The following is a 20,076-nucleotide window of genomic DNA, read 5'->3' on the forward strand; positions in this document are numbered from 1 at the left end:
CGGGGGGGGTACCCCCCCCCGCCGTCCTTCACGGGGGCTTTTTGGGGGGGGGGGCTTCCCTCTCCCCCCCCGAGCCCGCGCGGCTTTTGGCGTAAGGCGGGTTAGAACCCGCCTTACCACTCACGACCAGCCACGGCAGAGGGCTCTACGGCCGGGGTCGAGGTCGGCGGCGATGGTGGCGGCGGCAGTGGTGGCGGTGGCGCTGGCGGCGGCGGCGGTGGCGGCGGCGGTGATGGTGGTGGCGGCGCTGGCGGCGGCAGTGATGATGGTGGTGGCGGTCGCGGCGGCACTGGTGGCGCTGGTGGCGGCGGCGGCGGTGATGGTGGCGGCGGTGGCGCTGGTGGTGGCGGTGGCGGGGTTGTGGCGGCGGCCGGTTCGTTGGCTGCGAGGCGTGGGGGCTGGCGGGTTGTGGTGGGGGATCGGGCCTTCACCGGGTTCTGCGTCACCCACATGGCGTTCACCCTGGCCAGCGCGAGCAAGTTCTCCGTGCTGCCGATCGTCGTCCGGGATCTGCTGCACGGTCCACAGTGGATCGCCGGGGCCGCGATCACCGCCGGGACCGTGGTCGTGGTCACCGCGCAGCGGCCGATCGTCGCCCTGCTCGCCGGGCGCAGCCGGACCGCCGGGCTCATCGGGGCTGCCGTCCTCTTCGCGGTTTGCTTCGCGTTGCTCGTCCCGTTGACGGCCGTCCCGCTGCCGGTGGCCACCGTGCTGATCCTGCTCACCAGCCTCGGCTTTTCGGTCGCGGAGGCCCTCTTCGGCCCGACCGCCACCGCGGCGGCCGCCGCGGCCGCGCCGCCGGGGGCCGAAGGGCGGGCCAGCTCGATCTTCCAGCTCTCCTGGGGTCTGCCGATCGCGCTCGCCCCGGGCCTGCTGGCCGGCCTGCTCAGCGTCAGCAACGCCCTGACCTGGGCGATCCTGGCCCTGACCTGCGCGTCCGCCGTCCCCGCGCTGCTCGTGCTGCGGAAGAAGCTGCCCGTGGCCCTGCGCGAGCCGTCACCACCCGTGGCCGGCTGAGCGCAAGGGGTATGTGCCCGGTGTTACACCACAATGGACGGATGCAACCGATCAAGTGAACGTGAGACTTTCTCCGTCATGACCGTTCCCCCTGGTCATCTCCTTGCCGAACAGTTCGCGCCGCGCGAACCGACCGCGAGACTCCAGGAGGGGCCGTGCACACCGACGCCGTACACCAGAGCCAGTTCGTGCTGCTGAACGAGAGCACCACGCCCGTCCTGTCGCGCCTGTCCTACCACTCCCACGAACCCTTCGCGGTCACCGTGGCCTTCCGGACCGAGCGCGGCCGGTGGATCGAGTGGACCTTCGCGCGTGACCTGCTCGTCGCCGGGCTGGACGAGCCGGCCGGGCTCGGGGATGTCCGGATCCGCCCGGATCTCTCCGAAGACGAAGACTTCCTCACCCTGGAAATCGAGTCACCGGACGGCTATGCGTCGTTCGAGCTCGAGGTCGAAGACGTCCGGACCTTCCTGGACGCCTCCCTCGAACTGGTGCCGCTCGGCGAGGAGAGCGCGCACTTCGACGTCGACGGGCTGATCGAGGAGATCAGCAACGTCTGACCCCTGAACCTCCCAATCCCGCGGCGAGGACGAAGGGCGGGTTCCGGGCGCGCTGGAGGCGCCCGGAACCCGCCCTTTCGCTTTTCCCGCAGAACCTCAGCTGGTCTTGAGGGTGGTGCCGGTGCCGGAGAGCGCGCCGGCGATCGGGTAGAAGTACGTCACGGACGTGTTGCCGCCGGACAGGACGCCCTGCGCGTAGTTGCCGGCGATGAAGCCGCCGCCCGAGTCACCCGCGGCCGAGCGGACGTTGGTCGCGGTCATGCCGTTGACCGTGCCCTCGGCGTAGCGGACGCTCTGGTTCTTGGCGCCGATGGTGCCGCAGGTCCAGCCGGTGGTGGAGCCGGCCTTGCAGACCGACGAGCCGGTCGCGGCGTTCGACTGGCCGCGCACCGCGGTGCCGTTGTTCATCTGCGCGACCGGGGTCCAGCTGCTGTTGGTCCGGACCGCCGCGTAGTCGACACCCGGGAAGCGGTAGGTGATCCAGCTGCCGAGCGCGGCGCCGTTCGACCCGGTCAGCGCGCCGCCGCCGGTGAGGGCCCCGCAGTGGCCGGCCGTGACGAAGCCGGTCGTGGTCGCGAAGCCGACCGAGCAGCGGGCCGAACCGCCGATGTAGTAGGCGTCGCCACCGCGGATGTTGGCGTAGGTGCTCGGCACCGACGTCGTCTCGCGGATCGTCACCACGGACTTGTCCACACCGGACTTGGTGAGGAACGCGTCCGCGGCGGCGCGCTGGCCCTGCAGCACGTCCAGCGTGACGCGGTTGGTGGCGTCGTCGACGCCCCAGCCGGTGATCGCGGCGGGCGCGGCCTTGTCGGCGGCGTTCAGGGTGTCCACAGTGGAGTTGAGCCGGCGGGCGCTGAACTTGACGACCTCCGCCTCCGCCCCGGTTTCGCGGATCTTGGCGACCAGCGCGGCGTTCGTCGTCGTGACGTGCGCCTTGCCGGTGGCGGCGTTGTAAGTCGCCCCGCCGAACGCGTCGCCGAGGGCCGCGGTGAGCGATTCGGTCACCTTGGTGGCGACGTCCTCGTTCTTCAGCCGCGTGACCGCCTGGTCGTGGGTCAGGCCCAGGTCCCGCTGCATGGCGGGCACGATGTCCGGGTTCAGCAGGTCCTGGCCCGACGCGGGCACGGCGGTCGCGGCCAGCGCGCCCGTCGCCATCACCGCGGTCGCAGCGGCACCGAGAAGTCTCGCGATCTTCATGCTTCTCCCTAGGTGGTTACGCGCGGCTCCGCACCGGCCACGCAGTGGTACTCCCCCGGGTGAGCGTCCCCGCCGTGGGCGTTACGGTGCAATCCGGACGCCCGGCGAATGGGTATACGCATTCACCGCGGACGAATCCCCTGCTCCAGCCGGGCTCAAGGGCCACGTGTCACCCGGTCGGACAGGTCCGTAAGTAGGGTTTCCGTGAACTACTTTCAGTAGTCATCCGTAGTACACGAACGCGTTAAGCGACGTTCGAACGTGCGATCGTCCGGGGTTTCGCACGCTGGGTGACCCGATCCCGCCGGTTCCCGCAGCAAACCGGTGACGGTGGGTAGGCGGACGTGTGACAACAGCAGCGACCACGTATTCGGTGAAAGGTTTACGGACGGATCGGCGCTGCTTAGGCTCCCGCGCACGGTCTCGGTGTGCGTCGAGGAGGGTCATATGTGGCTGACCGCCCCCCGTCCCACCTCGGTTTCCGTCCGGTCCGGACCCGCCCGGCTGACCGGCCGCGATGCCGAGCTCGACGCCATCGTCGCCGTGCTGAAACAGCGCCCGGCCGCCGTCCTGATCGAGGGCGAGCCGGGGATGGGCCGCACCCGGCTGCTCGCCGAGATCGGCCGGCGCCCGGAGTTCGACGGCGGCCGCGTCCTCACCGGCGCCTGCCAGCCGCTGCGGGAACCCTTCCCCTACGGCCCCGTCCTGGAAGCGCTTCGCGCGGTGGGCGACCAGCCGCTCGGGCCTCTCAGCCCGGTCGCCGGCGTGCTGCGGCCGTTGCTGCCGGAGCTCGCGGAAGCGCTTCCCGCGCGGCCGGAACCCCTCGCCGACCCGGTCGCCGAACGGCACCGCGTGTTCCGCGCGGTCCGGGAGCTGCTGGCCGCGTGCGGCCCCACGCTCGTGCTGATCGACGACCTCCAGTGGGCCGACGAGGACACACGGGACCTCATGCGGTTCCTCGCCGGGGCCATGCCGTCCGAGCTGGCGGTGGTCGCCACCTACCGATCGGCGACCGACGTCCGGCCCGGCCCCCTCGGGGCGCCGTTCCGCACCGACCCGGCCGTCCACTCCGCCCGGGTCGCGCTCGGCGCGCTCGACGTCACGGCCGTGCGCCGGCTGGCCGCCGAGATCCTCGACCTGCCCCGCGTCACCGACGAATTCGCGGCGAAGCTGCACGAGTGCACCGCCGGGATCCCGTTCGTCGCCGAAGAAACGCTGCGGGCCCTGAAGGAAGCGGCCGACCGGCTGCCGGTCGGCGAAGTGCTCTCGGACCGGTTGCTGGAGAACCTCGAAGTCCCGGTGCTGCTGCGGGAAGCCGTCACCGAACGGCTGGCCGCGCTGCCCGAACACGCCGTCCGGCTGGCCGGCGCCGCCGCGGTGCTCGGTGTCGCCGCCGAAGCCGCCGTACTCGGCGAGCTGGCCGGGCTCACCGACGACACCCTGCGCAGCGCGCTGCTCGCCGCCCTCTCCGGCGGCGTGCTCGGCGAAGTCGGCGACGGCCGGTACGGCTTCCGGCACCCGCTCGCGCGCAAGGCGGTCTACGACACCGTGACCGGCCCCGAACGCGCGTTGCTGCACGCGCAGGCGATCCGCGTGCTCGCCGCGCAGCCGTCGCCGCCGCTCACCCTGCTGGCCCGGCACTCGCGCGCGGCCGGCCGCGTCGACCAGTGGCGGCACTACGCCGAAGCCGCCGCCGACGAGGCGATCACCCGCGGCGAGACGTCCCGCGCGATCGACCTGCTGCAGTCCGTGCTCGCCGAACCCGGCCCGGCGCAGGCCGACATCGGGCGGGTGGCGGGCAAGCTGAGCCAGGTCGCGCTGCGCGGGTTCCGCCCCGACGTGCTCGGCACGCTGCAGCGCGTCCTCGAAGAGGTGACCCTGCCGCCGTCGGTCCGCGGGTCGATCCGGCTCAGCGTCGGGATGCTGCTGGTCCGGACCATCGGCGGCCTCGGCCGTGGCCGGCTCGAGGTCGAACGCGCGGTCGGCGAGCTGACCGACCGGCCGGACCTCGCCGCGCGCGGGATCACCCTGCTGGCCCAGCCGATCGACGGGCTGACGCCGCTGGCGTGGCACGAAGCCTGGCGCGCCCGCGCGGGTGAGGTGTACGAGCGGCTCGACGACCCGGAGCTGCGGCTCGCGCTGACCGCCGACCGCATCGCGGCCGCGTCGCACGTCGGCGACGGCTCGGCCTGGACGGAGTTCGAAGCGCTGTCGGACACCGTCGGCACGGTCGCCGAGCGCGTCCAGCTGGCCCGGCTGTGGTGCAACCTCGCGGACGGGCAGTCCTGGGCCGGGCACCTCGACCGCGCGGAACGCCTGGTCACCGAGGGCGTCCGGCGCGCGACCGACGCCGGCGCGCTGTACGCGATCGGCCTGATCCAGGGCACCCGCGTCCGGCTGGACTGGGTGCGCGGCCGCTGGACCGGCCTCGCCGAAGCCGCCGAGCAGCTGCGGGACAGCTACCCGGAACTCGGCCCGATCGTCATGGAGTCGTCGCTGGTGCTGGGCGGGCTCGCGGCCGTGCGCGGCGAGTTCGCCGCCGCGCAGCGGCACCTGGCCGCGGCGAGCGTGCACGCGCCGGACCGCGGCCCGATCCCGGTGGTGCTCTCGGCCGCCGGGGTGCTGATCTCGGTGCTGCTCGCGACCGACGACGTCGAGGGCGCGTGCGCGGCGGCCGACACGGCGGTGGCCGCGGCCGGCCGCAAGGGCGTCTGGAGCTGGGCGGCGGCGCTGGTCCCGGCGGCGGCGCAGGCGTACGCGCGCGCCGGACGCTGGCCGGAAGCCGACAACGTCGTCGAGGCGTTCGCGCGCGGCATCGAAGGCCGGGACGCGCCGGTCGCCACGGCCGCGCTGGTGGCCGGCCGGGCGGTGCTGCTGGAGGCCCGGGCCAAGCACCTGGCCGCGGCGACGCTGTTCGACGAGGCCACGGCCGGCTACGCGGCCCTGCCGATGCCCTACCCGGCGACGGCCATGCGCGAGCGCGCGTCGATGTGCCGCCTGGCGGCGGGCAACCGGACCGCCGTCGACGAGCTGACCGCGGCGGCCGAGGCGTACGAACAGCTCGGCGCGACCCGCGACGCCGGACGCTGCCGTCACCAGCTGCGCGAGCACGGCGCCTGGGCCCCTTCGCAACGCGGACGTCGTGGGTACGGGAGCGAGCTGTCGCCGCGGGAGCGCGAAGTGGCCCGGATGCTGGCGGAGGGCCGGACGAACCGGGAGATAGCGGACGGGCTGTTCCTGTCGCCGCGGACAGTCGAGCAGCACGTGGCGAAGGTGCTGCGCAAGCTGGGCGCGCGGTCGCGGACGGACGTGGCCCGCAAACTGCCGGGCGCGGTGAGCGTTGGCGCGCCGGCCGGAGGCGACCTAACGTGAGCCGGTGACCGAAGAGGCCCTTCCCGCCTGGCGCCGGCGAACCTCCGGCGAGACCCGCTGGCCCGCGATGGGCGTCGTCGTCGCCACGCTCGTGCTGCAGGTCGTCCTGCCCGACGACATGGCGCTGAACCCGTGGTGGCTGCTGCCCGCGGTGTCGGGGTTGCTCGTCGTCGCGCTGCTGCTGGCCAACCCGGGCCGGATGACCCAGTTCAGCGCGATCGAGCGGGTGATTTCGCTGCTGCTCGTCGCGACCGTGACGGCGGTCAACGCGTTCTCCGCGGTGTCCCTGGTCTACGACATCGCAACCGGGACGATCGGCGACCGCGCGGGCGCGGTCCTGGTCACCGGCGGCATCGTGTACTGGACGAACATCGTGGCGTTTTCCCTCTGGTACTGGGAGTTCGACCGCGGCGGCCCGAGCCGGCGAGCCGCGGGCCAGGCCGAGCACCCCGACCTGCAGTTCCCGCAGATGGCCGACCCGGGCCTGGCGCACCAGGACTGGGAGCCGTCCTATTTGGACTACCTGTACTTTTCGTTCACCAACGCGGCCGCCTTCAGCCCCACCGACGTCATGCCCCTGCGGATCTGGGCGAAGATGACGATGATGCTGCAGGCGGTCGTGTCGCTGGTGCTGGCGGTGATGGTGGTCGCCTGGGCGATCAACAACCTGAAGTGACGCTGCTCGAAATGACTCAGTGGCGCGAAATGGTGAAGCTCTGGCCGTCGGAGCCGATGGCGCCCGGGATCCACGTGTAGGTGCCGCGGTCGTCCGCGTTCAGGCCCGACGGGCTCGTCGAGGCCAGGTTCGTGCCGTTGAACTTCACCCCGGTGAACTTCACGCCGCCCGAGATCGACGGGTACGAGTCCGTGGGGGACTCGATGATCGCCTCCGCGGACGCGTGCCTCGACGTCAGGGACTTCGTGGTCGTCTTGGACCAGCCCTTGGTCGTGTCCGACAGGTCCAGGCGGTAGGTGTTGGCCGCCGTGCGGGTGACCGTGGCCGTGATGTGGTCGCCCGCGCTCACCGACACGCTGTAGTACACCGGGGCCGCCGGGTACATCTCGTACCAGGCCGAATACACCGGGCGGCCGCTGGAGCAGTCCGTCTCGACACCCGTCTGCTCCACTGTGGACGATCCGTCGCCGTCGATGCCGACCCAGGGGGCGAACAGGTCGTTCGTCGAGTTGCACGTCACCGACGGCTCGGTCCAGCTCGCCGTCGCCGTGGTGAAGCTGCCGAAACTGACGTAGCCGCCCCAGTTGCCGCCGGAGAACTGGTGGCCGTGGAAGTGCGACCCGTACTCGACAGCCGCGTGCGCGGTGCCGGAGACAGCCAAGCCGGCGGCCGCCGCGGCAACGGCCGTGAGGACGCGGACAGGACGCGACGAAAGGATTCTGGACATGCGGGGACTCCGTTCACCGATGGGGACCGGGAAAACCGTTCCCCAAGTGTTGGAGCAATGCGAAAAAGAAGGTAGCTACTTTCGCATGGTCTTCCTGTTGTCCGAAAAGACCCGTAAAGGCCTCCGCGGGGGAAAGAGGCCTTTACGGGTCCATTTCGCTCACCTACCGCCCGGTCAGGTGAGCGGGGCCATCAGCCCTGTTTCGCGGCCGCGTCGACGAACTCGGTCGTGTAAGTCTTCGACAGGTCGATCGAATCCTTCTTCGGCTGCACGTTCTTCGAAAAACTCGAAAGCACCTCGAGCACGTTCTTCGCGCCGGCGGCGTCCATCTTGCCGTCCTTGTTGAACATCCCGATGCTGTCCTTGACGGACTTGATGTACAGCGCCTTGTCGCCACCGCTGTAGGACGGCGGCATCTTCGCCGCGATCTCCTCCGGGCTGTGCTGCCCGATCCACTGCAGCGTGGCCACGAACGCGTTCGCCAGCTTCTGCACGGCGTCCTTGTTGCGGTCCACGAAGTCGCAGCTCATGTACAGCGACGACGCCGGGTACAGGCCGCCCAGCGCGGCCTTCGTGCCCGCTTCCGTCCGCAGGTCGTACAGCACCTTCGCCTTGCCCGTGTTGGTCAGCTGGGCGATCGTCGGGTCGGTCGTCATGCCGCCGTCGATGCCGCCGTTGTCCAGGCTCGCGATGAACGTCTGCCCGGCGCCGACCTTCACCGGCGTGTACTGGTCGGCCCCGACGCCCGCCTTGGCCGCCAGCGCCTTCGTCAGGAAGTCGGTGGACGACCCGAGCGACGTCACGCCCAGCTTCTTGCCCTTGAAGTCGGCCGAGCTCTTGATCTGGTCGGCGTGCGCGGTGCCGACGACCTCGGCCTCACCCGGGATGTTGGCCAGCTGCACGACGCTCTTGATGCACTGGTCCTTGGCCTGCAGGTCGATCGTGTGGTCGTAGAACCCGACCACGCCCTGCACCTGCCCGGCCACGAGCGCGGTCTCGGCGTTGGCGCCCGACTGCTCGCTCTGCAGCTCGACGTCGATGCCCTGCGCGGCGAAGTTGCCGAGCTGCTGGGTCAGCATCGCGGGCAGGTAGATGACCTTTTCCAGGCCACCGACCATGATCGTGACCTTGGGTTTGCCCCCTTCGCCCGTGGCGGCGACGCGGGAGTCCTGGCACGCGGTGGTCAGCCCGGCCACCACGGTCAGCGCGGTGACCGCGGCGGCGATCCGGCGAATCCTCATCGATTCGGTCCTTTCAGTGGCTCAGATGACGGTCTGGCTGGAGGTGGACATCGACGGCCGCCACCGCAGCAGCCGGTTCTCGAGGTTCCCGATGCCCCACTCGGCGACCAGGGCGACGACGGTGATGATGATCATCGCGGCGTAGATGCCCGCGGAGTCGAACGTGCCCTGCGCGTTCGAGATCAGGAAGCCGATGCCGGCCTTGGACCCGGCGTACTCGCCGACGACCGCGCCGATCAGCGCGAAGCCGAACGCGGTGTGCAGCGACGAGAGGATCCACGACGTCGCGCTCGGCAGCACGATCGCCTTGATCACCTGCATCCGGCCCGCGCCGAGGATCCGCGCGTTGTCGATCAGGTTGCGGTCCACCTCGCGGGCGCCGGTGAAGGCGTTGAAGAACACCACGAAGAACACCAGCACGACGACGGTGGCGACCTTCGACGCCAGCCCGAGGCCGAACCAGATGACGAACAGCGAGGCGAGCACGATGCGCGGGACCGCGTTGGCGGCCTTGATGAACGGCGCGAGCACGTCGGCCAGGTACTGGCTGCGGCCCAGGATCACGCCGAAGATCACGCCGGCGACCGCACCGATCGCGAAGCCGACCAACGCCTCTTCGACGGTGACCCACAGCTGGTACCAGAGCGAGCCGAAGTCGGTGCCGCTGGTGACCCACTCGACCAGCCGCTGCCAGATGCGCGACGGCTTCGAGTAGAAGAACGGGTCGATCCAGTAGGTCGCGGTCAGCTCCCAGCTGCCCAGCCAGACGACGACCAGCGCCAGCCGCAGCAGCCAGGTGTTGCGCTTGCGCCGCGACGACGCCCGCTTCGCGCGGGTCAGGATGTCCTGCTCGGTTTCCAGCACCGGGAGGGACGCGGCCGGCGCCGCGGGGGTCTCAAGCGACATTGCTCGCTCCCTTCTCGCGGGCCTTGTCGACCTCGCTGCGCAGTGATTCCCAGATGTCGGCGTAGAGCTTGCGGAAGTCCTCGGTCAGCCGCAGGTCCTCCACCTTCCGCGGCCGTTCCAGCGGGATCTCGAAGACGTCCTTCACGGTGGCCGGCGACGTCGTCAGCACGACGACCTTGTCCGAGAGCGCGATGGCCTCGTCGAGGTCGTGCGTCACGAAGATCACCGCGGCCCCCGAACCGGACCACAGCCGCAGCAGCTCGTCCTGCATCAGCGCCCGCGTCTGGACGTCCAGGGCCGAGAACGGCTCGTCCATCAGCAGGATCTTCGGCTTGGTGACCAGCGTCTGGGCCAGCGCGACGCGCTTGCGCATGCCACCGGAGAGCTGGTGCGGGTAGTACTTCTCGAACCCGGCGAGCCCGACGCGGGCGATCCAGTCGACGGCCTGCGCGCGGGCCTCGGCCTTGGACGCACCGCGGAACCGCGGGCCGGAGGCGACGTTGTCGAGCACCGAACGCCACGGCATCACCGCGTCGGTCTGGAACATGTAGCCGACACCGTCCGGAATGGACTTCACGTCCTCGCCGTTCACCCGCACCCGGCCGGCGGACGGCGGCTGCAGCCCGGAGACCAGCGAGAGCGTCGTCGACTTGCCGCAGCCGGTCGGGCCGACGACGGCGACGAACTCGCCGGGCTGCACGGTCATGGTCAGGTCGCGGACGGCCGTGTGCACGGAACCGGACCCGCTCGGGAACCGTTTGGTGGCTCCGGTGAGTTCGATCAGTGGGGGAACCATGGGGAGGTGACTCCTTCGTCACGTGGTGGGGGTCACGTTGGGGAAGGACGTTAAGTACGCGTGGCGCCGAGGTGAAGCTTGTCGACGTTCTGCGTCGCCGCTGCGCGTTCTGAATGTTTTGCTCATTTAGCGCACGGCGCTGACCAGGGGGTATGGTCCCCGCCATGCCAAAGTGGGCGCTCTTCCCGCGCATGCGGTTCAGCCGGCAGGTGCTGCTGCTGCAGATCGGCGTGGTCGCCTTGGTCGTGGGACTCGGGGTCGCCCTGGTCAGCGTGCTGCTGCGTTCGACCCTCACCGAGCAGTACGGGCAGCGCGCCCTGGCCATCGCGAAGTCCGTGGCGGCGGACCCCGTCGTCGTCACGAACGCCGCCGCGAAGCTCCCCGGCGGGGCGCTCGAGGAACGCGCGCTGGCCGTCACCACGGCCAACGACGCCTTGTTCGTGGTGATCACCGACGACAAGGGCATCCGGCTCGCCCATCCGACGCCGAGCGAAATCGGCAAGCCGGTCAGCACGCCGCCGGACCGTGCCCTCGCCGGGTTCGACGAGGTCAGCGCGGTGCAGAGCGGGACGCTCGGGTTGTCCGTGCGCAGCAAGACGCCGATCTGGACCGCCAACCGGGGCCGGGTGGTCGGCGAGGTGAGCGTGGGGTTCGAGGTGGCCCAGCCGATCGGCGCGTTCAACCAGCTCCTGGTGATCACGCTGCTGTTCGCCGGCGGCGCGCTCCTGCTCGGCGCGGGCGCGTCGGCGCTGCTGAACCGGCGGCTGCGGCGCGTCACGCACGGCCTCGAACCGCACGAGCTCACCGAGCTGCTTTACGAGCGCGAAGCCGTGCTGCACGGCATCGGCGAAGGCGTCCTGGCCGTCGACGACGCGAAGCGTGTCTCGGTGCGCAACACCGAGGCCGAACGCCTGCTCGGCACCGAACTCCCGATCGGTGCGACGATGTCCGAACTGGAGCTCAGCCCGCGGCTGAACAAGGCCGTCGCCGAAGGCCGCCCGGTCGACAACCTCCTTGCGGTGGCGGGAAACCGCGTGCTGGTGATCAATTCCCGGGCGGTCCGGCTGGACGACCGGGACATCGGCACCGTGCTGACCTTCCGCGACCGCACCGACCTCGACACGCTGACCCGCGAGCTCGACGGCATCCGCGCGCTGTCCGACGGCCTGCGCGCGCAGCGGCACGAGTTCGCCAACCGCCTCCACACGCTCTACGGGCTGCTGCAGCTCGGCCACCACACCGAGGCCGTCGAGTACCTGCAGACGCTGACGGACTCGTCGTCGGCGCGGCCGAGCGAGCTGGGCGCCGCCGTCGCCGACCCCTACCTGCAGGCGCTGCTCGTCGCGAAAACCGAGCAGGCGCAGGAAAAGGGCCTCGCGCTCAAGCTCGCCGAAGACTCCTGGGTGCCCACGACGGTGACCGACCCGATCGCCGCGAACACCGTGATCGGCAACCTCGTCGACAACGCCCTGCACGCCGCGCGGATGGGCCCGCGGCGGCCGGCGACGGTCGAAGTCGGCCTGCTCGCCGAGGAGGGCACCCTGCACGTGTCCGTTGTGGACAGTGGCCCCGGCGTGCCCGAAGACCTGCGGCGGACGTTGTTCGACGAAGGCGTCTCGACGAAGATCGCGCCCGGCCACGGCCTGGGCCTGGCGCTCGCCCGGCAGGCCGCCCGCGCCCGCGGCGGCGACGTCTGGCTGGCCGACCCCGGCGAAGGCGAGACGGGCGCGCTGTTCGTCGCCAAACTGCCCGGAATGCTGACGGAGGACGGATGATCCGCACGCTGATCGTGGACGACGACTTCCGGGTCGCCGGCGTGCACGCCGGGTTCGTCGAGGAGGTGGCCGGGTTCGCGGTGGTCGGCACCGCGCACACCGCCGCCGAGGCCCGGGCCCGCGTGCGCGAGCTCTCGCCGGACCTCGTCCTGCTCGACGTCTACCTGCCCGACGAGTCCGGTCTCGTGGTGCTCCCGGAGCTGCAGACGGACACGATCGTGCTGTCCGCGGCGACCGACAGCGCGTCGGTCGCCGCGGCGATCCGGGCGGGCGCGCTGAACTACCTGATCAAGCCGTTCACCACCCGCCAGCTCGCGGAACGCCTGACGTCGTACGCGCGGTTCCGCGGCCTGCTCGGCGAAGACCGGGCGCTGGCCCAGGACGACGTCGACCGCGCGTACCGCGTGCTGCACGACCAGGACCGCACGTCCGCACCCAAGGGCCAGTCGACGGCGACGTCCCGGCTGGTTTCGGAGCAGCTGCGCCGGGCCGGACGTCCGCTGTCGGCGGCGGAGGTCGCCGGCGAGCTCGGCATGGCCCGGGCGACGGCCCAGCGGTACCTCACCGCGCTGGCCGAGTCGGGGACGGTCCAGATGCGGCTGCGCTACGGCGCCACCGGCCGCCCAGAGCACGAATACCGCTGGTCCGGCGCCTGAGGGTCAGCGGCCGCCGTAGCGCTGCATCATGCTCTCGGCGACGTTGACCCAGGCCTGGATCGGGTTGGTGGTCGGCGGCGCCGACGACGTCGGCAAGTCGACCCGGGCCTCGGTGCCGTCGTCCGGCACCGGCTGCTTCTTGGGCTGCGGTTTCGCCTGCGCCTGCACCTGTTTCGGCGCCGGCTTCGCGGGCACCGGCACGTACACCGTCTTCGGCGCCGGCGTGACGACGACCGGCGCCTGCGGGGCGAGCGGCTGCGGCTCCGGCGCGGGCGCCGCGGCGACGGCCGGGCGCGTGTCCAGGGAGGCGGCGTCACCGTCCGGCGCCGGGCCGAACATGCTGCCGGTGAACAGCCCGCCGCCCAGCCAGCCGGCCGCGACGAGCAGCACCGCGGCCCCGCCGCCGAGCCAGGTGCGGGCCCGCCGCCGGATCACCACCGACTTCGGGCGCAGGTCCTGGTCGCACACCGGCGGCCGGGTGTAGATCGGTGCGACGGCCGGGGTTTCGTCTTCGGTGCGGCGGCGCCGGGGCAGGCTCGCCGCGACGATGCCGGTGCGGTCCAGCAGTTCCACCGCGGTGCGGTCGCTGGACGAACGGGTCGCACTGCGTGGTGCGGTGCGAAGCATCGGGGACCTCCGGGACGGGGCTCGCGGACCTCACGCATTCTGGACCATTTCGGACGGTCCTGTCCGAAACGCAACTCCATTGAGTGAAGGTCAGCCGTCCATCTGCTTCAGCCCGAGCCGCGCGAGCGCCGCCAGCGGCCGCTGGTAGGCCGAGCCGAGCACCCGCGGAATGGCGTCGATGACGTAGGCGTCCGGTCCGATCAGGATCCGCGCCGACTTCCGCTCGATACCGCGGAGGATCGTCTGCGCCGCCTTCTCCGGTGTGGTGTGGGCGATCCGCTCGAATCCCTGTGCGGCCTTCTCCTGGTCGTCGGCGATGCTCCGCGCGTTACGCACGATGTTCGTCTTGATCCCGCCGGGGTGCACGCAGCTCACCGCGACCGGGTGGCGAGCGATGAGCATTTCTTCGCGCAGTGCTTCGGTGAATCCGCGGACGGCGAACTTCGCCGCGTTGTACGCGCTCTGCGTCGGCACGCCGACGAAACCGAACACGCTGGAAATGTTGACGACGTGCCCGTCGCCGGACGCGATCAGGTGCGGCAGGAACGCTTTCGTGCCGTTCACGACGCCGCCGAGGTTGACGCCCATCAGCCAGTCGTAGTCCTCGAACGTCATCTCCTCGACGGTCGCGCCGAGCGCGACGCCCGCGTTGTTCACGACGACGTTGACGCGGCCGTGCTCGTCGGCCACCTCGTCGGCGTGCGCGAGCACGGCGGCGCGGTCGGCGACGTCCAAGGTGTACGCGCGGGCGTTGCCGCCGGCCAGCTTCGCGGTCTCTTCGGCGTTCGCGGTCACGACGTCGGAGAGCGCGACCCGCGCGCCCCGCCGGGCGAACTCGCAGGCCAGGGCCCGGCCGATGCCCGAGCCCGCTCCGGTGATCACCACGACCTTGTCCGCGAACCGCTTCATCGGCCCTCCCGCCTCGCTCGGGTTACTCCTGAGTAGCAAATGCTAGCGGCTGTGAGCTTGCTGTGGGTGTTCTCATTGTGCCGATCCGTCGTCCTATGGTGATGTGGTCGGAACCGACCCGGGACGAGGAGGCGATGCACGTGCGGCGGCCGGCCGTTCTGCTCACCCTCGCCGCGATCGTCCTGCTCGGCGTGACCTGCGTCGTGGTCGCCAAAGCCGTCCAGCAGCTGCGGCCCGCGGAAGCGACGACGCCGGAGACGGCGACGGTCGAGGCCGCCCCGGCGCGTGACCTGCCCAAGGTGTCGAGCCCGGCGGTCGGCGCGCTCTTCGTCGAAGGGGCGCACTACTGCACGGCCAGCGTCGTGCACAGCGAGCAGGGCGACGTGCTGCTGACCGCGGCCCACTGCATCCACGACGGCGAAGGCGGCGGCTACATCAGCGGCATCACCTTCGCGCCCGCCTACCACGACGGGATCGCGCCGTTCGGCTACTGGACGGTGTCCGACGAGCGCGTCGCGGCCGGCTGGAGCTCGTCGTCGGACCCGGACCTCGACGTCGGCTTCGCCACCGCGCACCAGGCGGGCGCCACGAAGTCGCTCGAAAGCCTGGTCGGCGCGAACCTGCTGGCCACCGGGACCGCGTTCGAGCAGTCGATCACGCTCACCGGCTACCCGGACGACTCCGAGGTGCCCGCGGTCTGCCAGAACACCACCAGCAAGCAGGACACCTTCCAGCTGCGCGTGGACTGCGCGGGCTTCCCGACCGGCACCAGCGGCGGCCCGTGGGTGACCCAGCAGAACCCGAACACCAAGCTCGGCACGGTCGTCGGCGTCATCGGCGGCTTCGAGTACGGCGGCGACGACGCCGACACGTCGTACTCGAGCTACTTCGACACGGACGTGCTCGCGCTCTACCGGCAGACGACCGCCAGCACCTGACGCGGCATGATGCGGGGCATGAGCGAGCCCGTCGACGTACCCATCACCGGAGAGCCGATCCGGCTCGGCCAGTTCCTCAAGCTGGCCGGCCTGGCCGAGGACGGCTCCCACGCCAAGGACCTGATCGACGCGGAAGAGGTCACGGTCAACGGCGAGGTGGAGACCCGCCGCGGCCGCCAGCTGACCGACGGCGACGTCGTGGCGGTGGGCCCGGACCGCGGCAAGGTCGTCCTGGTCCACTAACCGACGCTGGTCAGCGGCGGCAGGCCGAGTGACGCCGCGAGGGCGTCCAGCTCGCGGCGGACCGGCCCCGCGAGGGGCACGCCGAGGGCCCGGCACTGCTCGAGGTGCTGGGCCTCGCGCCAGCCCGGGTAGCGGATCGGTGCGCCGCCGTCCCAGCCCAGCATGCTGCCGAACAACGCGCTCGCGGCGCGGTAGAAGCCGTCGGCGCTGCGCAACGTCGTCGGTGCGATCGCCAGCACCAGCAAGCCGGTGTCGTGCTCGTGGTCGGCGACGCCCGACAGCACGCCGGCGAGGACCTCGACCAGCAGCGTCAGCCCGGCGGCTTCGGAGCCCGGGCGGTCCATGTCGAAGACGAACTCCGGGTACGCCCCGCCGGGCGCCGCCATGCCGAGCGGGTTCATCGGACGGCCGGGTTCGCCGCCCGCGGCGAGCACCAGCCCGATCATCGCGTGCGGCAGCGCCCGCGCGGCGTGGTGCCCGGCGCGGCCGAACGGCCCGATCCCCCGCATCGACACGAGCCCGACGCCGAAGCGGCCGGCCCGCGTCACCGCCCGGTCCATCGCGTCGCCGACCGCCCACAGCCCGGGCGCGCGGCGGTAGTCGATCAGCGCGGCGGCCCCGCGGTCGGCGATCATCAGCGGCTCGGCGTGCGGGACGACGAGCCCCTCCTCCAGCATCGGCAGGTGCACGCGGGTCAGGTCGGCGACACCGGTCCCGGGCGAGCCGGTCAGATCGCCGTGGCAGAGGGCCTCGGCCGCGATGCGGGCGCGGGCTTCGGGGAGGCCGTGCGCGGCGAAGACGTGTGCCACGAGGGTGACCAGCTCGTCGGCCCGCACGCGGGGCCACGCCTGCTCGGGGATCGGGGTTTCCGGGAGGTCGTCTTCGAGGGTGCCGGGTTCGGCGCGGGCGGAGCGGAAGGGACGCGGTCTGAGAGGCACTACCCCGACATTGCCCAGCGCTGGTCCGGGCGTCAACGACGGCGGCCCGGCCCTACCCGACCGTGTGATCGAGAGCTCCGCAGCGACGTACCCTGGGCGGCATGTGCCGAAACATCACCACCCTGCGGGGACTTCAGCCGGCCGCGACGGGCGAGGAGATCGAGGCCGCGGCCCGCCAGTACGTCCGCAAGGTGACGGGCGTGCAGACGCTTTCGGACGCCACGCGCGAGCCCTTCGAGGCCGCGGTCGCCGAGATCACGGAGATCACCACCCGCCTGCTGGAGCAGCTGCCGGAGCGCCGCCAGCCGCCGGCGACCGTGCCGCCGCTGCGCCGGCCCGAGGTGCGGGCACGGATCGCCGCGAAGGCCCTGCGCCAGCCCTGAGCCGGCCCACCTGCGACGGCCGGAAACTGTCGGACCCCCTCGTTAGGCTGGCGGCATGGGTGGACAGGCTTTGGTTTTGGGTGGCGGCGGAGTCGCCGGGATCGCGTGGACGACGGGGCTGCTGGCGGGGCTGGCCGAGCACGGCCAGGACCTGACGGGCGCGGACCTGCTCGTCGGGACGTCGGCGGGGTCGGTGGTGGCCGCGCAGGTGACGAGCGGCCGTCCGCTGGCGGAGCTGTACGCGCGCCAGGCGGACCCGGCGCTCCAGACGGCGGAGATCCCGGCCGAGATCGACTTCGAGAAGTTCGCCGCCGACTTCGGCGGCGCGGTGACCGGCGCGACCGACCCGGCCGAGGTGCGGCGCGCGGTCGGGAAGCTGGCTTTGGCGGCCGAAACGGTGCCGGAAGCGGAGCGCCGCGCGGTGATCGCGGCGCGCCTGCCGGTGCACGAGTGGCCGGCGCAGCGCCTGGTGATCGTGGCGGTCGACGCGGAGACCGGCGAGCCCCGCCGGTTCGACCGCGAGTCCGGGGTTTCGCTGGTCGACGCGGTGGCGGCGAGCTGCGCGGTCCCGGGCGTCTGGCCGGCGGTGACGATTGAAGGCCGCGCGTACGTGGACGGCGGGGTGCGATCGGCGGAGAACGCGGACTACGCGCGGGGGTTCAGCCGGGTGACGGTGGTTTCGCCGCTGGGCGCGGACGCACCGCTGCCGATGGAGAAGCCGCTGCTGGAGGTGCTGGACGACCTGCGCGCGGGCGGGGCGGAGGTCACGTTGATCACGCCGGACGAGGCGTCGAAGGCAGCGGTCGGCGAGAACCCGCTGGACCCGGCGACGCGTACTCCGGCCGCGGAGGCGGGCCGCGCGCAGGGCGCGGCGCTCACGTTGAGCTGGCGCTGAGGGGGCCCGCACGCTGACCGGGACCGGGCGCGTGGCCCGAACGGCAGACTCCCTGGCCAAGGGGGCCGCGGAGGGCGTCGGCTACCCTCGTGGGCAGGGGTAGCGTGTCCGAGCGGCCGAAGGAACATGTCTTGAAAACATGCGAGGGGGCAACCTCTCCGTGGGTTCGAATCCCACCGCTACCGCACTGAGCACCCGGGCGCTTCCGGCGCCCGGGTTCAGCCTTCCGCCTCCAGCAGGTGTGCCTGCACGCGCTCGAACGCCTCGGCGATCGTCGCCTGCTCCTCGGGGGTCAGCAGGTCGATGAGGTGCTCGCGGACGCCCTCCACGTGCGTCGGCGCGGCCTTCTCCAGCAGGGCCATGCCCTCGTCGGTCGCCTCCGTGATCACGCCGCGCTTGTCCTCCGGGTCGCGCGCCCGCCGGACCAGGCCGGCCGCCTCCAGTTTGGCGACCTGGTGCGAAAGCTTGCTCTTCGTCGACCCCATGAACACCGCCAGCTCGGACATCCGCATCCGGTGGCCGGGCTGCATCTGCAGGCAGACGAGCACTTCGTAGTCGGTCAGCGACACCTCGTGCCGTTCGGCCAGCTCGCGGTGCAGGCGCTGCCGCAGCAGGAGGGTCGCCACGATGTAGGAGCGCCACGCCGCCATCTCGGCTTCGTCCAACCAACGCACAGGCCGCTCCTCGGTCATAAGACAGCGTAGAACGCTGATCAACGGACCGCGCGATCCGACGCCGATTCGGTGCCGGTGAAAATGTCGTCGCAACATCGCCCGAAGGTGGGGTTACGAAAAGGTTGAGACTCGGCCGGGAAAGGCGCATTCTGCTTGTCGGTGGACGGTCGGTCAGGGTAGACGGCGCGGCTCTCCGCCAGGAGAGGTCAGGTGGTTGCGTGGTGGGTGATCCTCGCGGTTGACCGCCAGCTGCGTCCCCGCGATCGGAACGGACATCTACCGGGCTGGTCGCGACTGTGAACAGCTACTGAGCGGGCTTCCATGCGTTCACGCATACGGCGTCGGTCGGGCCTGGATCCGGTCACGGCCTCGGAAGCCGTGACGACAGCGCCTGAACGCCGGCCCCGGAAGCGGCCGACCGCTCGACAGAAGACATACCTCGGTACAAGCCTGGGTGCGCCCGTCAGCGCGACGGCCGCACCCAGGCTCGTTAACATTTGCGGGTGAGATTCGACGACGACGCCGGTCTGGACGCCTCCGAGGTCCAGGACCTGCGCGGAAGCGGTGGAGGCGGCGGCGGGATCGGCGGCCGCGTGGCGCTCGGCGGCGGCGGGCTCGGCGTCGTCGGCCTGATCATCTACTTCGTGCTGTCCCAGTTGGGCGGGGTCAGCACGGGCGGCAGCGGCCTGAGCGGCGGGCTCGGCAGCGTCGGGTCCGGCCAGCAGGTCGACAACTCGAAGCTCTCGAGCGAGTGCAAGACCGGCGCGGACGCCAACAAGAACCACGATTGCGCGATCGTCGCGATCGTGAACTCCGTCCAGGACTACTGGACGCAGCAGTTCGCCCGCTCCGGCTCGACCTACCAGAAGGCCCCGACGAAGTTCTTCAACGGCGGCGTGCGCACCGGCTGCGGCAGCGCGACCTCCGACACCGGGCCGTTCTACTGCCCGGCCGACTCCGACGTCTACATCGACCTGTCCTTCTTCAACGAGCTGAAGACCCGCTTCGGCGCGCAGGGCGGCCTCTTCACCGAGGCGTACGTGCTCGCCCACGAGTACGGCCACCACGTGCAGAACCTGCTCGGCACCTCGCGCAAGGGCACCGGCACCGGCCCGACGTCCGGTTCGGTCCGCCTGGAACTGCAGGCCGACTGCTACGCCGGCGTCTGGGGCAACCACGCCTCGACGACGCCGACCGAGAGCGGCAAGCCGCTGATCACCGACGTCACCCAGGACGACATCAACTCCGCGCTGGACACCGCGTCCCGCATCGGCGACGACTACATCCAGGAGAACCTCGGCGGCGGCCAGGTCGACCGCTCGAAGTTCACCCACGGCACGTCCGCGCAGCGCAAGAAGTGGTTCACCACCGGCTTCCGGACCGGCGACCCGGCCCGCTGCGACACCTTCGGCACCAACAACCTCGGCTGAGCACCCACACCGGTCGTGGGGGGGGTGGGGGGGGCTCACCCCCACTAAACACAACACCCCGCGCGAGGCGGTCGAGGCCCGCGGGGCGCCCCCCCCCCCCCGCGGGGGGCGGA

The 20,076-nt window shown here is 71.5% G+C and carries 21 protein-coding genes and 1 tRNA gene; 12 read left to right on the forward strand and 10 right to left on the reverse strand.

Annotated elements, in window-relative coordinates:
- Window positions 1-120: 120 nt before the first annotated feature.
- Window positions 121-450, reverse strand: a complete 330-nt coding sequence (locus tag ABZW17_RS45530; protein ID WP_354828896.1) for a hypothetical protein — start codon at window positions 448-450, stop codon at window positions 121-123.
- On the opposite strand from ABZW17_RS45530, the gene ABZW17_RS45535 reads away from it, so the two are divergent.
- Together ABZW17_RS45535 and ABZW17_RS45540 are read left to right on the forward strand one after the other, a co-directional pair.
- Entirely contained in the window at window positions 451-1,017 is a 567-nt protein-coding gene (locus tag ABZW17_RS45535; protein ID WP_354828899.1) for a hypothetical protein, read from the forward strand. It begins immediately after the preceding gene.
- A gap of 155 nt (window positions 1,018-1,172) precedes the next feature.
- On the forward strand, window positions 1,173-1,577 hold the full coding sequence (locus ABZW17_RS45540; RefSeq protein ID WP_354828902.1) for an SsgA family sporulation/cell division regulator: 405 nt from the start codon (window positions 1,173-1,175) through the stop codon (window positions 1,575-1,577).
- A 96-nt stretch (window positions 1,578-1,673) separates the two neighbouring features.
- Here ABZW17_RS45540 and ABZW17_RS45545 read toward each other — a convergent pair whose 3' ends face one another.
- Complete coding sequence (locus ABZW17_RS45545; RefSeq protein ID WP_354828904.1) at window positions 1,674-2,777, reverse strand: S1 family peptidase; 1,104 nt, start codon at window positions 2,775-2,777, stop codon at window positions 1,674-1,676.
- A gap of 447 nt (window positions 2,778-3,224) precedes the next feature.
- Here ABZW17_RS45545 and ABZW17_RS45550 point away from each other — a divergent pair, with 447 nt between their 5' ends.
- Both ABZW17_RS45550 and ABZW17_RS45555 read left to right on the forward strand, forming a co-directional pair.
- Entirely contained in the window at window positions 3,225-6,149 is a 2,925-nt protein-coding gene (locus ABZW17_RS45550) for an AAA family ATPase (protein ID WP_354828907.1), read from the forward strand.
- Window positions 6,150-6,216: 67 nt separating this feature from the next.
- The gene (locus ABZW17_RS45555; protein ID WP_354828944.1) at window positions 6,217-6,825 is read left to right on the forward strand and encodes a hypothetical protein; all 609 of its coding nucleotides are present in this window, start codon (window positions 6,217-6,219) and stop codon (window positions 6,823-6,825) included.
- A 16-nt stretch (window positions 6,826-6,841) separates the two neighbouring features.
- Here ABZW17_RS45555 and ABZW17_RS45560 read toward each other — a convergent pair whose 3' ends face one another.
- The 4 genes from ABZW17_RS45560 to ABZW17_RS45575 all read right to left on the reverse strand — a co-directional run bounded on the left by ABZW17_RS45560 (window position 6,842) and on the right by ABZW17_RS45575 (window position 10,495).
- On the reverse strand, window positions 6,842-7,552 hold the full coding sequence (locus ABZW17_RS45560) for a G1 family glutamic endopeptidase (protein ID WP_354828909.1): 711 nt from the start codon (window positions 7,550-7,552) through the stop codon (window positions 6,842-6,844).
- Window positions 7,553-7,743: 191 nt separating this feature from the next.
- The gene (locus ABZW17_RS45565; protein WP_354828911.1) at window positions 7,744-8,793 is read right to left on the reverse strand and encodes an ABC transporter substrate-binding protein; all 1,050 of its coding nucleotides are present in this window, start codon (window positions 8,791-8,793) and stop codon (window positions 7,744-7,746) included.
- A gap of 21 nt (window positions 8,794-8,814) precedes the next feature.
- Window positions 8,815-9,699 (reverse strand): ABC transporter permease, encoded by an 885-nt coding sequence (locus tag ABZW17_RS45570; protein WP_354828914.1) that lies wholly within the window; start codon window positions 9,697-9,699, stop codon window positions 8,815-8,817.
- Window positions 9,689-10,495 carry an ABC transporter ATP-binding protein gene (locus ABZW17_RS45575; protein WP_354828917.1) on the reverse strand — a complete coding sequence of 269 codons (807 nt, stop codon included), beginning with the start codon at window positions 10,493-10,495 and terminating at the stop codon, window positions 9,689-9,691. The genes ABZW17_RS45570 and ABZW17_RS45575 overlap by 11 nt, the downstream gene beginning before the upstream one ends.
- Before the next feature lie 191 nt (window positions 10,496-10,686).
- Here ABZW17_RS45575 and ABZW17_RS45580 point away from each other — a divergent pair, with 191 nt between their 5' ends.
- Window positions 10,687-12,270, forward strand: a complete 1,584-nt coding sequence (locus ABZW17_RS45580) for a sensor histidine kinase (protein ID WP_354828947.1) — start codon at window positions 10,687-10,689, stop codon at window positions 12,268-12,270.
- A complete protein-coding gene (locus ABZW17_RS45585) occupies window positions 12,267-12,926 on the forward strand; it encodes a response regulator (RefSeq protein WP_354828920.1) in 660 nt (219 codons plus the stop codon). Before ABZW17_RS45580 ends, ABZW17_RS45585 begins: the two co-directional genes overlap by 4 nt.
- 3 nt (window positions 12,927-12,929) lie before the next feature.
- On the opposite strand, the gene ABZW17_RS45590 is transcribed toward ABZW17_RS45585, so the two are convergent.
- Together ABZW17_RS45590 and ABZW17_RS45595 are read right to left on the reverse strand one after the other, a co-directional pair.
- A complete protein-coding gene (locus ABZW17_RS45590) occupies window positions 12,930-13,553 on the reverse strand; it encodes a hypothetical protein (RefSeq protein ID WP_354828923.1) in 624 nt (207 codons plus the stop codon).
- A 90-nt stretch (window positions 13,554-13,643) separates the two neighbouring features.
- A complete protein-coding gene (locus ABZW17_RS45595) occupies window positions 13,644-14,462 on the reverse strand; it encodes an SDR family NAD(P)-dependent oxidoreductase (protein ID WP_354828926.1) in 819 nt (272 codons plus the stop codon).
- 134 nt (window positions 14,463-14,596) lie between these two features.
- Here ABZW17_RS45595 and ABZW17_RS45600 point away from each other — a divergent pair, with 134 nt between their 5' ends.
- A complete protein-coding gene (locus tag ABZW17_RS45600; RefSeq protein ID WP_354828950.1) occupies window positions 14,597-15,400 on the forward strand; it encodes a trypsin-like peptidase domain-containing protein in 804 nt (267 codons plus the stop codon).
- Between the two features lie 18 nt (window positions 15,401-15,418).
- Complete coding sequence (locus tag ABZW17_RS45605; RefSeq protein ID WP_354828929.1) at window positions 15,419-15,643, forward strand: RNA-binding S4 domain-containing protein; 225 nt, start codon at window positions 15,419-15,421, stop codon at window positions 15,641-15,643.
- On the opposite strand, the gene ABZW17_RS45610 is transcribed toward ABZW17_RS45605, so the two are convergent.
- Window positions 15,640-16,581 carry an Ldh family oxidoreductase gene (locus tag ABZW17_RS45610; RefSeq protein WP_354828931.1) on the reverse strand — a complete coding sequence of 314 codons (942 nt, stop codon included), beginning with the start codon at window positions 16,579-16,581 and terminating at the stop codon, window positions 15,640-15,642. The two genes, ABZW17_RS45605 and ABZW17_RS45610, sit on opposite strands and share 4 nt — an antisense overlap.
- 101 nt (window positions 16,582-16,682) lie before the next feature.
- On the opposite strand from ABZW17_RS45610, the gene ABZW17_RS45615 reads away from it, so the two are divergent.
- From ABZW17_RS45615 to ABZW17_RS45625, 3 genes are all read left to right on the forward strand, one after another.
- Window positions 16,683-16,964, forward strand: coding sequence for a DUF2277 domain-containing protein (locus ABZW17_RS45615; RefSeq protein ID WP_354828933.1), 282 nt, complete (start codon window positions 16,683-16,685; stop codon window positions 16,962-16,964).
- Window positions 16,965-17,019: 55 nt separating this feature from the next.
- Window positions 17,020-17,859 (forward strand): patatin-like phospholipase family protein, encoded by an 840-nt coding sequence (locus ABZW17_RS45620; RefSeq protein ID WP_354828936.1) that lies wholly within the window; start codon window positions 17,020-17,022, stop codon window positions 17,857-17,859.
- 98 nt (window positions 17,860-17,957) lie between these two features.
- A tRNA-Ser gene (locus tag ABZW17_RS45625) sits at window positions 17,958-18,044 on the forward strand.
- Between the two features lie 33 nt (window positions 18,045-18,077).
- Here ABZW17_RS45625 and ABZW17_RS45630 read toward each other — a convergent pair.
- Window positions 18,078-18,551, reverse strand: a complete 474-nt coding sequence (locus ABZW17_RS45630) for a MarR family transcriptional regulator (protein WP_354828938.1) — start codon at window positions 18,549-18,551, stop codon at window positions 18,078-18,080.
- 485 nt (window positions 18,552-19,036) lie between these two features.
- Here ABZW17_RS45630 and ABZW17_RS45635 point away from each other — a divergent pair, with 485 nt between their 5' ends.
- Window positions 19,037-19,963, forward strand: a complete 927-nt coding sequence (locus ABZW17_RS45635) for a neutral zinc metallopeptidase (protein ID WP_354828941.1) — start codon at window positions 19,037-19,039, stop codon at window positions 19,961-19,963.
- Window positions 19,964-20,076: the final 113 nt, after the last annotated feature.

Origin of the sequence: Amycolatopsis sp. NPDC004625 (assembly GCF_040609695.1) — a bacterium.
In the GTDB taxonomy this organism is placed as follows: Bacteria; Actinomycetota; Actinomycetes; order Mycobacteriales; family Pseudonocardiaceae; genus Amycolatopsis.

Excerpts from the sequence above, each read along its gene's own strand:
- ABZW17_RS45535 (WP_354828899.1), top strand. The coding sequence starts at position 451 with ATGGCGTTCACCCTGGCCAGCGCGAGCAAGTTCTCCGTGCTGCCGATC.
- ABZW17_RS45545 (WP_354828904.1), bottom strand. The coding sequence starts at position 2,777 with ATGAAGATCGCGAGACTTCTCGGTGCCGCTGCGACCGCGGTGATGGCG.
- ABZW17_RS45550 (WP_354828907.1), top strand. The coding sequence starts at position 3,225 with ATGTGGCTGACCGCCCCCCGTCCCACCTCGGTTTCCGTCCGGTCCGGA.
- ABZW17_RS45555 (WP_354828944.1), top strand. The coding sequence starts at position 6,217 with ATGGGCGTCGTCGTCGCCACGCTCGTGCTGCAGGTCGTCCTGCCCGAC.
- ABZW17_RS45560 (WP_354828909.1), bottom strand. The coding sequence starts at position 7,552 with ATGTCCAGAATCCTTTCGTCGCGTCCTGTCCGCGTCCTCACGGCCGTT.
- ABZW17_RS45565 (WP_354828911.1), bottom strand. The coding sequence starts at position 8,793 with ATGAGGATTCGCCGGATCGCCGCCGCGGTCACCGCGCTGACCGTGGTG.
- ABZW17_RS45570 (WP_354828914.1), bottom strand. The coding sequence starts at position 9,699 with ATGTCGCTTGAGACCCCCGCGGCGCCGGCCGCGTCCCTCCCGGTGCTG.
- ABZW17_RS45575 (WP_354828917.1), bottom strand. The coding sequence starts at position 10,495 with ATGGTTCCCCCACTGATCGAACTCACCGGAGCCACCAAACGGTTCCCG.
- ABZW17_RS45580 (WP_354828947.1), top strand. The coding sequence starts at position 10,687 with ATGCGGTTCAGCCGGCAGGTGCTGCTGCTGCAGATCGGCGTGGTCGCC.
- ABZW17_RS45585 (WP_354828920.1), top strand. The coding sequence starts at position 12,267 with ATGATCCGCACGCTGATCGTGGACGACGACTTCCGGGTCGCCGGCGTG.
- ABZW17_RS45590 (WP_354828923.1), bottom strand. The coding sequence starts at position 13,553 with ATGCTTCGCACCGCACCACGCAGTGCGACCCGTTCGTCCAGCGACCGC.
- ABZW17_RS45595 (WP_354828926.1), bottom strand. The coding sequence starts at position 14,462 with ATGAAGCGGTTCGCGGACAAGGTCGTGGTGATCACCGGAGCGGGCTCG.
- ABZW17_RS45600 (WP_354828950.1), top strand. The coding sequence starts at position 14,597 with ATGCACGTGCGGCGGCCGGCCGTTCTGCTCACCCTCGCCGCGATCGTC.
- ABZW17_RS45605 (WP_354828929.1), top strand. The coding sequence starts at position 15,419 with ATGAGCGAGCCCGTCGACGTACCCATCACCGGAGAGCCGATCCGGCTC.
- ABZW17_RS45615 (WP_354828933.1), top strand. The coding sequence starts at position 16,683 with ATGTGCCGAAACATCACCACCCTGCGGGGACTTCAGCCGGCCGCGACG.
- ABZW17_RS45620 (WP_354828936.1), top strand. The coding sequence starts at position 17,020 with ATGGGTGGACAGGCTTTGGTTTTGGGTGGCGGCGGAGTCGCCGGGATC.
- ABZW17_RS45630 (WP_354828938.1), bottom strand. The coding sequence starts at position 18,551 with ATGACCGAGGAGCGGCCTGTGCGTTGGTTGGACGAAGCCGAGATGGCG.